Genomic DNA, 14905 nt, shown 5'->3' with positions numbered 1-14905 from the left:
CGGTAGCTTTACAAGAAAGCTTCAGGTTGTTTGGCATAAGGTCGTGCCACGTCTCGGCTAATGGTACCTTTGCCGACCAAGTTTTTGAGCGTTTGGTCCAAGGTGATCATACCCTCACCAGCGCTGGTCTGGATAGCAGAATACATCTGCGCGATTTTATTCTCACGAATCAAGTTGCGGATGGCAGGGGTGCCGAGCATGATTTCATGAGCGGCGACGCGGCCGCCAGTTTGCCGTGGCAACAGGGTTTGCGAGATAACCGCTTGCAGGGATTCTGAAATCATGGCTCGAATCATGTCTTTTTCTGCTGCTGGAAACACATCAATCACACGGTCAATGGTCTTGGCAGCCGAGCTGGTATGCAGCGTACCAAAGACCAAGTGACCCGTTTCTGCTGCGGTTAAGGCCAAACGAATGGTCTCAAGGTCACGCAGCTCACCAACCAAGATCACATCTGGATCCTCACGCAGTGCAGAGCGCAGCGCAGGCTCAAAGCCGAGGGTGTGACGGTGTACCTCACGCTGGTTGATCAAGCTTTTTTTCGAGTCATGGACAAATTCGATGGGATCTTCGATGGTGAGAATGTGCTCTTTACGGGTCTCATTGATATAATTGATCATAGCAGCAAGGGTGGTTGATTTGCCCGAGCCTGTTGGCCCTGTGACCAATACCACACCACGCTTGAAATCAGAGACGCGTTTGAATACATCGCCCATTCCTAGGTCTTCCATGGTCAATACTTTGGAAGGAATGGTACGGAATACCGCCCCTGCACCGCGATTTTGGTTAAACGCGTTGACTCGAAAACGGGCGAGATTGGGAATCTCAAAAGAAAAGTCGGTCTCAAAAAACTCTTCAAAATCAGCGCGCTGCTTGTCATTCATGATATCGTAGATCAGCTGATGCACGACTTTGTGACTCATGGTGGGCATATTGATACGCGTCATTTCGCCATCGACACGGATCATCGCAGGCATACCCGCAGAAATGTGTAAATCCGAGGCTTTGTGCTTGACTGTAAAGCGCAGCAAATCTTCAATACTTAGTGTGCTTTTTTCAGACATAGTGAGGTATTCCTATCCGTTAATTGTCAATACATATGGGTAATAGTGCGCAGCGTATGACTATGAGCCTCATTACTATAGACAAAGGCTGTGTTACCACATCATAACAAGACCTTTTATGTCGCGCCATCATCAAAATCAGTAAATACAAAAATAACCCATACAGTCGTGCTAGGTATAGACGGCTGCCCGCATTGGCACAAAGATGATGCACGGTTTATTGGCTGTATAAAAGATGACGTGATGACCACTAACTATAGGTATCCAAGGATGCTTGACAGTATTAAGCGGTTTGAAAATATCTATGATTGCATCAATACGACTGGGCACAGTATCATTGGATAATTCAAAACAGTGCTTGTCACCACCGAGTGACTGTTTTTCATCCGAACATAAGAGACCATTATGAGCACCACTGATCTGATTGACAATTGGCAGCGTGTCCAGCAGCAAGTGACCGAGGCATGCGCTGCGACCAATAGCACGGAACCAGTCACCTTGCTTGCCGTATCCAAAACCAAACCCGCTGATATGATTGCCGCGCTGGCACGTCAGGGGCAGCAGAGTTTTGGTGAAAATTATCTGCAAGAAGCCGTTGAGAAAATCACCGCGCTCAAAGATGAGCCTGATACAAAAGACATTGTCTGGCATTATATCGGTCACATCCAGCGCAATAAAACCCGCGATATCGCTGAGCATTTTGACTGGGTACAGACGGTTGAGCGCGATATTATTGCTAAGCGCTTGCACGATCAGCGCCCAGCACATCTGCCGCCGCTAAACGTATTGATTCAGGTTAACATTGATGACGAGGACAGCAAGTCAGGCTGCTTGCCCGAGCAGGTTCCCGCTTTGGTCGATACCATCAAAGGTTATGCAAATTTGCAGCTGCGCGGTTTGATGATCATCCCCGCAAAGAGCGATACCGATGCGTTTTCTCGTACCCAGCAGCTGTTTTTGGACATCAAACAAGCACACCCAGAGCTTGCTGCATGGGACACCCTCAGTATGGGCATGAGCGGTGATATGACAGCGGCCATTGCCCACGGTGCCACCATGGTGCGCGTGGGTACGGCGATATTTGGTGCGCGCGGTTGAGTCAGATTCAGCTAGGCACTGATAAGTGGCGGAATATAAACTATGCTTCGGCATCAAACTTGGTCACCAGCAGCTGATTGATTTTTAAATTGTTGGTGGCCAGAATTTCAAAACGATAATTGGCATGTTCAATGGTATCGGTTTTCTTCGGAATTTTGCGTAGCATAAACATCATAAATCCGCTGATGGTTTCATAGTTTTCGCTGTGTGGTAGATTGACGATACCCAGTGCACGGATCACGTCTTCAATCGGTGTCATACCATCGATCAGCCATGAGTTATCCGTACGCTGGACGATAGGCTGGTCCTCAAGCGTCACCAGCTCCCCCATGACGATGCTCATCACATCTTTTAAAGTGATGACACCAACCACCAGCGCATATTCATTTACAATGACCGCAAAATCTGCGCCTGTGGATTTAAAAGTCTCAAGCACTTCAAATAGAGACAAGGTGTCAGGAATAAACAGCGCGGGGTTCAGCAGCGACTTATCAGTGATAGAGACCTCTTGCTTTTCAAGGACAGTGGCCAAAAAGCTGCGCGACTCGACGTAACCAACAATGTGCTCAAGATCATCATCATTGCAAACCAAAAACTTGTTATGCGGCTGACGAATCATCACCCCAACCACTTCTTCAGTGCTGACTTGGGTGTCAAAATAGACAATATGCTCACGTGGGTTCATCACTGAGGTGACCGTACGCTCTTGCATCTCGAAGATATTTTCGATCAGATGATGCTCTTGTTTTTTGAGCACGCCTGCTTCTGCGCCCGCATCCATCACCGCATAAATATCTTCTGAGGTCATGTCGTCTTGGCGCACGGTTGAAATACCAAGACCTTTAAAGATGAGATTGGCGGCGCCATCAAACACCCAAATCATCGGCTTTAACACAAAAATTAAAAAAATCATCGGTCGCACTACTTTGACCGCGATCGGTTCTGAGTTTGACATACCCACACGCTTGGGCATCAAATCGGCAAACAGCACAAACAGGCTGGTGACGATGACAAACGAAATGACAGAGGCGAGGGCTTCGTGACCGAAGAGACGCTGTAGATAAGGGCTGATGGCCGATTCACCGATTGCCCCTGCCAAAATGGCAATAGCATTGAGCGCGACCTGCACCACGGTAATAAAGCTGCCAGGGTGCTCCTGCATTTTAAGCACATCGAGGGCGCGGACATCGCCTTCTTTGGCCATTACTTGTAGCTTGATCTTACGGGAAGAGGCGAGGGCCAGCTCGGAGCTGGAGACAAGGGCGCTGAGGGCGATCAGTAAAAAGATAAACACACTAGCAGTTAGCAAGTTCATGAGATACTCGAAAAAAAGCGAATAAAAAAGGATTGGTTGGTGGTTAAGGGTCGGTTAATGGTTAAGAAACTGGCGCGCCAGTCATTGCAAGCAGGTATCGCTCAGCAATCAGGTAAGGAATTGATATAGCGCTGCACGGTTTGGCAAGTTGGCAACATAGGTACAGTCATGCTGTGCTGACCGCGCAGGCCAAGGGCAGCGGGGTCAAGATAAAAAAGGCGGATAGGGAGGTAACCATTTAGGGTTCAGTATTGATATGTCGATCGTTGCAATGCTCTATAACGCTGCAGAAGTAGCGCTGTACTCATGGAGCAATATCATTTAAGTCATCATCATTTATATCATCGAAAATAGGAGTAGAACACACACCAAAAAAGCTGGGCAATATACCCAGCTTTTGGTGCCATCATCACTATAGAGCAGCAATGCTCGCGGCTATTCATTCACTAAGCCGCATTTTTGTAGTGGGGGCTTAGCCTTTAATAGACCACTTATTCACCAGTGGATAACGGCGCTCACGACCAAAGGCACGGTGACTGATTTTAGTGCCAATAGGCGATTGCAAGCGCTTGTATTCGCTATTATCAACCATTTTGATGGTTTTGGCGACCATCTCAGCATCAAAACCTTTGTTCACGATGTCTTGATAGCCCATGTCTTCGTCAATATACAAGGTCAATATGCCATCGAGCACATCATAATCTGGCAGGCTGTCTTGGTCTTTTTGATCAGGGCGCAGCTCTGCTGACGGTGGACGGGTGATGACGCGCTCAGGAATCACCGGTGTGTCTTCTAAGCGGTTGCGATAGTTGGCCAAGTTATACACTTGCGACTTATAGACGTCTTTGAGCACATCAAAGCCACCAGCCATATCACCATATAAGGTGGAGTAGCCAACGGCCAGTTCAGACTTATTGCCTGTGGTGATGACCAAGTGACCAAACTTATTTGATAACGCCATCAAAATCACGCCGCGCGCACGAGCTTGGATATTTTCTTCAGTGGTATCGGTGGGCGACTTATTAAATAGTGGCGCAAGTGTGTGGCGAATACCTTCAACCGCATCAAATATGGGACAAACTGTATAGGAGACATTCAGTCGGCGTGCTTGCGCTTGTGCATCTTCTAGGCTGATTTGTGACGTATATTCATAAGGCATCATGACAGCGTAAACTTTGTCTACGCCTAATGCATCAACGGCGATACATAAGGTCAAGGCCGAATCAATACCGCCTGATAAGCCAACAATGACGCCTTTAAAGCCTGAATTGTTGACATAATCACGTAAGCCCACAACCAGTGCTTGATACATCTCAGACTCAGCGCTGAGTGATAGCGGTGCTTTGGCTTGGGTGTTAAAGGTCAAGGTATTGACATCAAAAGTAGCCAGCATCAATTGATTCAAAAAGCGTGACGCTTCATGAGCCACGCTACCATCTGCCTGTGCCACCAAAGAGCCGCCATCAAAGACAAGATCATCTTGGCCACCAACCGCATTGACATACACGATGGGCAGCTTGTGCTCACGACTGCGTTTGGCCAGCATGGCTTTGCGTGCATCTTGCTTATCTACTTCAAATGGTGACGCGTTGAGGCTGACAATCATATCAGCGCCTTGATCTTTCAGCGCGGCGATGGGGTCTTTTTCCCACAAGTCTTCACAAATAAGTAGGCCAATGGTGATGCCTTTATAATCAAACAAGACCTGATTGCGGCCTTTATCAAAATAACGACGCTCATCAAAGACGCCATAGTTTGGCAGAGACTGTTTGTGATAAAAGCCTTTTTGATGGCCATTGTGCAAAATAGCCGCTGAGTTAAAGGTGCCATGATGATCGACATGTGGATAGCCGACAATCATCACGATATCATCAATGTCGCTCAACGCAGACAACGCGCTTTTGACGCGGCCTGATAAGCTTGGACGTAGCAGCAAATCTTGGGGAGGGTAGCCGAGCAAGGCAAGTTCTGGAAACACAATTACATCTGCGCCTTCATCGCGCGCTTGTAGCGCTAAGGTACGCATCTTTTCGGTGTTTGCGCTGATATCACCAACTAAAAAATGGGCCTGAGCCAGAGCGAAGGTAACGGTTTGCGGTTTTTTTGGGATTGATCCTGCTGCGTCAGACGCAGCTGGGGCTTTGGTATCAGTGTCTTTTGACATTGTTATTGTTCCTATCAAAGTATCAAGTAAAATGTGGCAGATAATATGGGTACACACCCTATATCCTATTAGGTTGTTGCACGGCTTTGAGCAAAAATATCACAAAACCATCAGGTTAAAACCATCCTCACCTCAATCGTTTTGGGTCTAGATGCAACAAAATGGCTGTCGCTAAAAGAAGCCTTATAGAGGCTGCCCAAATACGCATTAAAGTGCCCAGTCGCCATCAAAGGTGTTGCCACTGGGCTATAAAAAGTCCTCACTATGTACTCATGCTAAAAACAGTCTCAGCAGTACTTAAAATTTAAAATAACACTCTTAGTATAGCATTAATCGCAAATTCAACGAGAACGCTATGGTATTTTTGCTAGCATGACAGCAGCGGCAATCAAGAGCAACTAAAGTCCCGAAAATTTGCAAAAATCTACTGGACTGACACAAAAAATCGTCAGGCGCGCTCATAAAATTGTAAGTAAAAATTACAACATAGTATTATTTATTTCTCGTATCTTATTGCATAATGAGCGCTATTGGTTAGGTTTATTTTGGTTGATTGCTGCCAGTCCCTTTTGAGCACTGAGTAGACGGCCACACTGGTACTACTTACTATTTTTTGGCAATACGGTTCTGATTTGACAGTCAGACATCTGCCATCAGTTTTTGGTTGACGCACTATGATGGAAAACTGGACAAAAGAGTTTATTATCCAGCGCTTGCTGGCAATAACCTTGTTGGTGGTGCTGTTTATCCTATGTTTTCAGGTGGTGCAGTTTTTTATAGTACCCGCGTTATGGGCAGCAATTTTGGCCTATGTCACGTTTCCGATTTATACCTTCTTTCATACTAAAGTACACCTTAGCCCAGATTTTAGCGCGGCCGTTATGACGGTCAGTATCTCGCTACTCATCGGCGTGCCTTTGATGATTGGGGTCTTTATCCTACAACAAGAGGCGCTCAGCCTCTACAGCAACCTGATCTACCGTGTCAAAGTCGGCTATCTTGATGTACCAGAGTATTTCAAAAATCTGCCTGTGGTGGGACAACAGATCAAAGATATGCTGTGGGAGATCAATAAAGACCCTGAAGAGGCGCTGGGTGTATTTCGCGCATGGGTTCAGTCGCACCTGTATTATGGTAAGGTGGCGCTCGATGTGGCCTTTAGTAGTCTTGCCAAGATCGGTATGGCGCTGATGACGGTGTTCTTCTTTTATCGCGATGGCACCAGCCTAATTAGGCAAATTCGCCAAGCTTTACGTAATATCATCGGCAATCGTATCGATGGCTATATTGATTCGGTTGGCTCAACGACACGTGCGGTGGTGTATGGCATTGGTTTGACGGCACTGGCACAGGCACTCTTGGCTGGTATCGGTTATTATTTTGCAGGCGCGCCCAGTCCTATTTTGTTGACCTTGTTAACCTTTGTTGTGGCGCTGATTCCGTTTGGGACACCGTTTGCATGGGGCGGGGTAGCGGTTTGGCTACTCAGTCAGGGCCACACTACAGAAGGTATTGGGTTGGCACTGTGGGGTGTGTTGGTCATTAGCTGGGTGGATAACTTGATCCGTCCGATTGTGATCAGCGGTGCGACCAAGATTCCGTTTATTATTATCTTTATTGGGGTGCTGGGTGGTTTGACAGCCTTTGGCTTTGTTGGGTTGTTTATTGGCCCTGTGGTACTCGCCATTGGTCTTGCCGTCTGGCGTGAGTGGATATCGCAGCACAAAAATGAGATATTTGCCGCCCAAGAGCTGTCACAGAACGAGCCACAACCTGCCATAGCGCCGCCAGCACCAGCCGCGCCCAGTAGCGTCATACCGCCGCGATCAGATAGGGATAAACCTTAAAACCACCTATAAAAGCCGCTTTGACATCAGTTAGCGCGGCTGATTTAATTTTTCGATACAAGGGCCTTATGATGCCGCATACTCGCACCGCTACTGATATCATCGACCCGACATGCCAGACGCTGACCATCATTGCAGACAGTAATATTGCCAGTCTTGAGGCATTTTTTAACCCAAAGACGTTGGGGCAAACGGCTGATGGTACGATAGCGCGCACGGTAAAGATCATTGAGGTGGCAGGACGTGAGATCGATGCGCAGTTGCTGGCCAAGATACAGCCTGAGGTGCTACTCATACGTTCTGTCACGCCTATCAATGCTGACTTACTTGCAGATAATCGAAGCGTCCAGTTTGTCGGCTCGGCCACGATTGGCACCGACCATGTTGATCAAGACTATCTGGCTGAACGTGGTATTACTTTTGCCAATGCGGCAGGCTGTAGCAAGCATTCGGTGGCACAGTATGTGCTGACAGCAGCGCTGACATTGCGGCCAGAGTATTGGGAGCAGGCCCCACGTATTGGTATTATCGGTTTGGGCAATATTGGCAGTACCTTGGCGCAATACGCACAGGATTTGGGCTGGCAGGTGCGCGGCTATGATCCGCTATTGCCTGCTTCAGCGACCAACAATAGCAGTTTTGATGACGTGATTGGCAAAAGCGATATCATTAGCCTGCACGTGCCTTTGACAAACCGTAAAACGAGCGCCTATCCCACCATGCATCTGATCGATGCCAACGCATTGGCGGCCATGCGTCCTGACGCGCTACTCATCAATAGTGCTCGCGGTGCGGTGGTTGATGCGCAGGCTTTAGAAAACGATACCCGCAATAATGAGCGCCAAACTGTGCTGGATGTGTTTGAGCACGAACCGCAAATATCTGCAGCGCTGCTGTCTACATTGTCCATTGCCACTCCGCATATTGCGGGTTATAGCTTAGAGGGCAAGCTGCGCGGCACGCAAATGATTTATGACGCGTTGTGTGAGCATATTGGAGCTGCGCCAACGCAAACCATGCATCAGCTACTTCCTGAAAACCTATTTTTGTGGTCAGAGCTGCGCGCGCATCCTGAAAAACTGCCAAAATATTATGCCATCATGGCAGATGATGCGGCGCTGCGTGCCCAGCTTAAAGAGGGTGAAGTCAATGGGAAAGCGTTTGATCAGCTCAGACGCGAATATCACTTGCGTCGTGAGTGGCAACGAGATACCTAAGCACCAATATTGTTGTAGAGCTCTGATAGAGCATCAGACAGTCCGCTGCGCCAGAGCGCATCAATAGGCAGCGCCGCCAAGCCACTTGTAGGCAACACTTTTTCATTCATCATTATAGTGCTACGTGACAATGAGTTCATCATCCCAACACACTGTACCCACCAAGTCAGGCCAGTCCGCCAGCGGCGCACCAGCGACCTATGCCCCGACCATGTCGCTGGCAATGGCGCAAAAACGTGCCCAAATGCTGCATGATATGCGTCAATTTTTTGCCCAGCGTCATGTGCTCGAAGTGCAAACACCGCTACTGTCACAGGCTGGCAACACGGATACCTTTTTGCAGTCAGTAGCCGCAGAAGTGACCTATCAAGATCAGCCGCGCCGCTACCATCTGCACACCTCACCTGAATTTGCTATGAAGCGGCTACTGGCCAGTTGGCAGGTGCCGATTTATCAAATTTGCTCGGTGTTTCGCGACAACGAAATGGGTACGCGGCATAACATTGAATTCACTATGCTGGAATGGTATCAGCCGCATTATAGCTTGGCTGATTTGGCCGAGGAGTTAAAAGCCTTGCTATCAGCGCTATATGGGCGCGCTATAGTGATGAATCATTATCGCTATGTCGATGCGTTTATGGACTTTGTGGGCATTCACCCGCTAACGGCCAGTATGGATGCGCTGCAAGCAGTGGCAGAAGATAAGGGCTTGATCGGCTTTGATTTTGGGGTAGAGGATACGGCAGATACGCGCCAAAGTTGGCTTGATTTGCTTTTTAGCCACGCGGTAGAGCCAAATCTTGGCCATGATTTGCCAACATTGATTACTGACTATCCGCTGGCGACCGCCGCCTTAGCAAAAACAGCCCTTGATAAGGAGGGCAATGAAGTGGCCAAACGCTTTGAGCTGTATATCAATGGCATCGAGATTGCCAACGCTTATGATGAGCTGGCAGATGGGCAAGCACTCAAGCGCCGTTTTGAGCAAGACAACGCCTTGCGCGCGCAGCACGGTTTGCCCATTATGAAGATAGATGAGCATCTGCTGGCAGCTTGTGATGATCTGCCGCCATGTAGTGGTATTGCTGTTGGTATCGATAGATTGTTGATGGTCATAACGGGTGCCAATCATTTACAAGAGGTGATCAGCTTTCCCAGTCATTTGGCATAATCGTTCATGATCCAAACAGATGACCCATAAAATAAAGGCAGCCAATTGGCTGCCTTGATGATATCCGCTTTTTAACGGTTTTAGGGCGTGTCATCATTTAGCCCATTAAATCATTTAGCGGTCTTAAACTGGCTAAATCTTGTCAAACATCGTCAAAAATCTTGCGAATATACCTATATTCTCTGCGATTTTTCTCATTTTAAGCCTCGCTATCTAAATGATGACACGCCCTAATTGTCTAGATAAATAATCAATAGAAACACGTAAAAATAACGTAACGTATCACGCCAATATCATTCTAAAAAACTAGACCGCTGCAATTGCTTCAGCAATGGGCGTATCGCCATTTTTCATCGCAAACACCTTTCTATAAGTGTTTTTGGCGGTCAATGCTGCGGCTAAGGTGCTGGCCACATCAACGACGGCATTTTCGCCTGCTTCGTCAGCGTTTACGGCAATCTCACCAGTACCTTGACGCTCTTTTAGTGCCCCTGGCTGTACGATGGTATAATCTAAGGTGCTATTATTGACCAGCCACTGATCGGCGTAGTGTTTGGCGATGTAGTAGCCTTTGAGCTGCTCTACAGCAGGCGATGTCCATTTTGAGGTGTCCAACGAGAAAACCGCGCTGAGCATGATATAACGGTCGATGCCTTTGTCTTGCGCGGCCTGCATGGATTTGACTGCGCCATGTAAGTCTACTTCCAGCACGTCACTACCGCCAGATCCCGCCACAAAATAGACCGCCTCAATATCGCTGTCCATTTGCGCCTGAATGCTGTCTTTGCTGGCAAGCAAATCCAAATCAAGCTGTGAGTAATTGTCCGCCTCAAACAGCTTTTCTTTATCGCGTGTGGTGCCGATCACTTGATGGTTTTCAGAAAGCAGTTGTTCAACCAGATCACTACCCACACGGCCACTGGCGCCAATCACTAAAATTTTCATAATCATTCCTATTATTTTGATATTGGTGTTGTCTGGGCGATAAAGGTCATGACAACCTTGTTAATTATCACGTCATCGCTCAAATCAGATGTATTACCATAACAAAAATGATGTCTGTGTTTCGTTATGAAGCGTGCCAATGGCAGGGTGTTTGGTTGCAGAATGTATGAGGTTTGCAAGATACGGCAAGAGCTGCCGTATTAGACGTCGGTACGATGAAAAAAGAAATATAGTGGAGTCTTTATAAAAAAGATGCAGCGAGATTTCACCGTATTGGTCATGATGTGTCTTTTGAATAAAAAGGTTAAAAAAATAGGCAGACGCATCAAACGCCTGCCTATTTTTCTCAATCTCTTACCAATCAGTACATAACAAAGCAAGTGGTATCAAGCGGTCAGGGACGTACCAAGCGGTTTAGCCCATCAGCAAATGCCTTCTTGTCACGATCGCCGTAAGGTTTTTGTCCGCTCATCTCCTGCAACTCAAGCACCCCAGTACCGCGCATGGTGTCCATAAAATCGCGCATATTGAGTTTTTGCTTGATGTTGTGCTGGTCATAAATGACGCCGCGCGGGGTAATGACCTTGCCGCCTTTATCAAGGATGTCATTGGCCAACGGAATGTCACTGGTGATGGCCAAATCACCTGCTTGAATGTGTTCGGCAATATAGTCATCTGCCTTATCAAACCCTTGCGGCACCACTGTCATCACCAACAGTGGTGACTTGCGCAGTTTGATGGGTTGATTGGCAACAAATAACGCCATGGTTTGCGTGCGCTCAGCGGTCTTAATGATCAGCTCTTTGGCAACCAGTGGAACGGCATCGGCATCTACCCAAATCTGCATTATGGCTTGGCCTTAGTGTTTGTATTCGCGTCAGCAGCCTTGGCTTTTTGGCTGTCTTTACGGTTGTTGGCGGTTGCTTTATCGGCGACCACCGCTTTGGTACTGTCTGTATCGGTACTGGTATCGGCAGGTACGTCCGCTGCGCTATCAGCAATCTGCTCGCTGGCGGTGGTGGCTGGTGTGGTTGGGCTGCCGCTATTCACGGCGCTGCGTTTTTTATCCAGACCGACCTTGTTAGGCAATACGGCAACCAGCTGACTCAAGGCACGCTCCAAATCGGCCACATCGTTTGGCATTAAGGTGATGTGTGCGATTTTGCGATCTTCGCGCTCAGCCTTGTGGTAGCTGTGATAGTGCAGTCCATCAATGCCCATGATGGCGCTGATATCTGGATATTGACCCAAGACATTGACCATAATCGCAGGATGAACGTTATCGGTATCACCAAGGGGCAAATTGACCACGGCACGGATGTGGTTTTCAAACTGGCTGGTAATCGCACCTTCAATGCTCCAGTGGCCTGAATTGTGCACACGTGGGGCAATTTCATTAGCAAGCAAGCGATCATGACCGCGCGCGTCTTTGCTGACAAACAGCTCAAGCGCCATCACGCCCACATAATCTAAATGGTTCATCACGGTACTGATGGCTTGCTCTGCTTGCTGAAACAAATGACTGGTGCCAACGGCAGGGGCTTGGGTTTTCGCCAAAATACCATGATGGTGATGATTTTCGACCAGATCATAGCAGCGGACACGGCCATCTTGAGCGCGTGCGGCAATGATAGAAACCTCGCGGCTAAAGTGAATAAAGCCCTCGGCAATCAGTGGCGCTGGCGTTGGCGTCAGGCTGCCTTGACCGCTGACCGCGTCTTTGAGCGCTTGCCATGCAGGCATGATGTCGCTTTCGTCTTTGATGACGTATTGACCTTTGCCGTCATAGCCGCCGCGACTGGTTTTTAACACAATGGGCAACCCCAATGTGTCGCACGCCTGCTGCAATTCTGCTGCCGAGCTGACCGACATAAAGGGTACGGTGGCGATGTCCAAGTCATTAAACATCTGCTTTTCTTTGAGACGGTCTTGGGCAATCTCAAGGGCGATCGGCGGTGGGTACATGCCTTGTTTGAGGCCTTGTGCGGACAGCTGCGCTAATTGCTCAACGGTCGCCGTTGGGGTGTTTTCAAACTCTAGGGTAAAGACATCCGCAGCGGCGATAAAATCGTCAAGCGCTGCACGGTTATAAACCTTGCCATATAGGCTGGAAGGGCAATCAGGATTGTCTTCTAAAAACACACACTGATAACCAAGGGGCAAGGCCGCTTGGGCCAGCATCATACCGAGCTGACCACCGCCTAAAATACCGATGGTGCGAATGGTTTGGGTTGTGGGATAAGCATTGGCTGTAGTCATGGCAGGCCTTTGGATTAGCAATGAATGGAATAAGTGAGCATCACTGGCTGTGTTAACTGGATATGGTAGTCACTGGGTGTGTGAACTGAGTGTTTTTTAATGAGTACTTTTTAAGTCACTGGGTGCGCTAAAATAGGAAAAGGTGCACCGTATGCACCTTATCTTTCAGTAAAACCTATCTAAAAATAAATATCAAGTCAAGAATGAGCAAATAACGCACAATCAGGTATTGATGATGCCAGGGGTGGGACTGGCTAAGATGGTTTCTGTCTGGGTTTGGCGCATGTCGTCAAGTTTTGATGCAAGGGCGTCATCATGTAGTGCCAACATTTGAATGGCAAGCAGTGCCGCGTTATAAGCGCCTGCAGTACCGATGGCCAGTGTACCAACGGCCACGCCTTTTGGCATTTGAACGATGGACAACAAGCTATCCCAGCCGCTAAGCATCGATGATTTTACAGGAACGCCGAGAACAGGAAGTGGGGTTTGACTGGCACACATACCCGGCAGGTGCGCCGCGCCACCAGCACCAGCGATGATGACTTGTAGACCATTGCCTTTGGCACTTTTGGCATAATCAAACAGTCTATCTGGGGTACGATGTGCTGAGACCACCTCGCATTCAAACGCCACACCAAAATCTGCCAGCAACTGTGCAGCAGCGCTCATCGTGGCCCAGTCAGATTGTGAGCCCATGATAATGCCAACTTTGGCTTGACCAGCTGGTGATGTGATTGGGTCGGGATGTGCAGCGGTAGTGCTCATGATGAGATATCCTCAAAAAGACCATCATACAAAAAATAAACGTCTGTCGTAAAGCCAAGTTTCACTCAGATGAGGTTTCATCGTGGCGATATTGCACAAAGTTGCTGGCGTGCAGTGGTAGTGGCCGCGCAGTATCGAGCTGATACGCGGTCAGATGACCACTATCCACAGCTGCAGAATAATCGGTACACACCACTTGAGTGCTTAACGGCTCAGGTGTACCCGTCAGCCAATAATGGCCGACAAACACAGGCTTGTGTGTCTTTAGCGCAAAGTCGATATTCTCTGCAAGGGCATCGGCTGGAATTTGTGCCAACCCCGACTTTGGCGCGCGCGCGATGTCATGAATGGTGCGGCTGTGCAAGCCCTCCAACCACCAGCGTACCCGCACTTGCGTCCGCGCTGTGCCCTCTTTGTCCACCATGACCAGACCGTCAGGCAGTGGTGTTTCCACACCTTTGAGTACTCGCTCTAGCGCCTGATAAGGCAGTGAGTCTTTTTCTGAGGTCGCAATAAGGGCGGCAGGGGTCAAGCAGTTGTCCACCGTCAACATCGGTCGCAGCACTGCCATACTGTCAACATCCCAGCAGGCATGAACAAAGCAGGCAGACGGCGTCTCAAGCCAGAGCGGAATCTCATATAACCGCGCAAGCCAGTAGCGATGGGCTGCCGAATCAAATGGCAGCTCAGCCAAAAATGCCTCATGCTGGCTGGTGTGTCTTGGGTTATGCGCGCGCAAGTAGCGCTCAGGATCAGCAGGATCACGGGTCGCAAAGGCCAGCGCATTGTATTCGTGATTGCCCATCACCGCATCGGCCACGTCAGCATCCAGCATGGCAAAAACCATCTCAAGGGTCGCTACTTGCTGCGGGCCACGGTCGATTAAATCACCAATAAACAGCGCACGGTGCCCGTTTGGTGGCACAAAATGATGACCGTTATGCACGTAGCCGAGCTGCTTAAGCAGACCTGTCAGCTTATCGGCATAACCATGAATATCACCAATAATGTCTATAATCATAAATTGTTATCGTATTTTGAAGGGTTGAGCGCTTGGCCT

12 protein-coding genes are annotated in these 14905 nt (G+C 48.5%); 4 read left to right on the top strand and 8 right to left on the bottom strand.

Annotated features, from left to right (window positions below):
• Nucleotides 1-8: 8 nt before the first annotated feature.
• The gene (locus ACFI32_RS00885; RefSeq protein ID WP_462624601.1) at nucleotides 9-1064 is read right to left on the bottom strand and encodes a type IV pilus twitching motility protein PilT; all 1056 of its coding nucleotides are present in this window, start codon (nucleotides 1062-1064) and stop codon (nucleotides 9-11) included.
• A gap of 405 nt (nucleotides 1065-1469) precedes the next feature.
• Between ACFI32_RS00885 and ACFI32_RS00880 the strand changes: the two genes are divergently transcribed.
• The gene (locus ACFI32_RS00880; protein ID WP_462624600.1) at nucleotides 1470-2162 is read left to right on the top strand and encodes a YggS family pyridoxal phosphate-dependent enzyme; all 693 of its coding nucleotides are present in this window, start codon (nucleotides 1470-1472) and stop codon (nucleotides 2160-2162) included.
• A 40-nt stretch (nucleotides 2163-2202) separates the two neighbouring features.
• Here ACFI32_RS00880 and paeA read toward each other — a convergent pair whose 3' ends face one another.
• Together paeA and ACFI32_RS00870 are read right to left on the bottom strand one after the other, a co-directional pair.
• Nucleotides 2203-3477 (bottom strand): polyamine export protein PaeA, encoded by a 1275-nt coding sequence (gene paeA / locus ACFI32_RS00875; protein WP_462624599.1) that lies wholly within the window; start codon nucleotides 3475-3477, stop codon nucleotides 2203-2205.
• Between the two features lie 472 nt (nucleotides 3478-3949).
• On the bottom strand, nucleotides 3950-5641 hold the full coding sequence (locus tag ACFI32_RS00870; RefSeq protein WP_462624598.1) for an NAD+ synthase: 1692 nt from the start codon (nucleotides 5639-5641) through the stop codon (nucleotides 3950-3952).
• Nucleotides 5642-6315: 674 nt separating this feature from the next.
• On the opposite strand from ACFI32_RS00870, the gene ACFI32_RS00865 reads away from it, so the two are divergent.
• The 3 genes from ACFI32_RS00865 (at nucleotide 6316) to epmA (ending at nucleotide 9876) form a co-directional block, all read left to right on the top strand.
• Nucleotides 6316-7488: an AI-2E family transporter gene (locus tag ACFI32_RS00865; RefSeq protein WP_462624597.1), complete on the top strand. Its 1173-nt coding sequence runs from the start codon at nucleotides 6316-6318 to the stop codon at nucleotides 7486-7488.
• Nucleotides 7489-7559: 71 nt separating this feature from the next.
• Nucleotides 7560-8705: a 4-phosphoerythronate dehydrogenase gene (locus tag ACFI32_RS00860; protein WP_462624596.1), complete on the top strand. Its 1146-nt coding sequence runs from the start codon at nucleotides 7560-7562 to the stop codon at nucleotides 8703-8705.
• 130 nt (nucleotides 8706-8835) lie between these two features.
• Nucleotides 8836-9876 (top strand): EF-P lysine aminoacylase EpmA, encoded by a 1041-nt coding sequence (gene epmA / locus ACFI32_RS00855; RefSeq protein ID WP_462624595.1) that lies wholly within the window; start codon nucleotides 8836-8838, stop codon nucleotides 9874-9876.
• A 306-nt stretch (nucleotides 9877-10182) separates the two neighbouring features.
• Here the strand turns inward: epmA and ACFI32_RS00850 are convergent, their stop codons facing one another.
• The 5 genes from ACFI32_RS00850 to ACFI32_RS00830 form a co-directional block, all read right to left on the bottom strand.
• On the bottom strand, nucleotides 10183-10821 hold the full coding sequence (locus ACFI32_RS00850) for an NAD(P)-binding oxidoreductase (RefSeq protein WP_462624594.1): 639 nt from the start codon (nucleotides 10819-10821) through the stop codon (nucleotides 10183-10185).
• A 394-nt stretch (nucleotides 10822-11215) separates the two neighbouring features.
• Nucleotides 11216-11668, bottom strand: coding sequence for a YaiI/YqxD family protein (locus tag ACFI32_RS00845; RefSeq protein ID WP_462624593.1), 453 nt, complete (start codon nucleotides 11666-11668; stop codon nucleotides 11216-11218).
• On the bottom strand, nucleotides 11668-13080 hold the full coding sequence (locus tag ACFI32_RS00840) for a 5-(carboxyamino)imidazole ribonucleotide synthase (protein ID WP_462624592.1): 1413 nt from the start codon (nucleotides 13078-13080) through the stop codon (nucleotides 11668-11670). Before ACFI32_RS00840 ends, ACFI32_RS00845 begins: the two co-directional genes overlap by 1 nt.
• Before the next feature lie 222 nt (nucleotides 13081-13302).
• Nucleotides 13303-13845: a 5-(carboxyamino)imidazole ribonucleotide mutase gene (gene purE / locus ACFI32_RS00835; RefSeq protein ID WP_462624591.1), complete on the bottom strand. Its 543-nt coding sequence runs from the start codon at nucleotides 13843-13845 to the stop codon at nucleotides 13303-13305.
• 61 nt (nucleotides 13846-13906) lie between these two features.
• Complete coding sequence (locus ACFI32_RS00830) at nucleotides 13907-14866, bottom strand: metallophosphoesterase (protein WP_462624590.1); 960 nt, start codon at nucleotides 14864-14866, stop codon at nucleotides 13907-13909.
• Between the last annotated feature and the right edge of the window lie 39 nt (nucleotides 14867-14905).

This window comes from Psychrobacter sp. PSi21, from assembly GCF_054960615.1.
The sequence above is the reverse complement of the archived record's forward strand: the minus strand, read 5'-3'. Positions and strand labels throughout refer to the sequence as shown.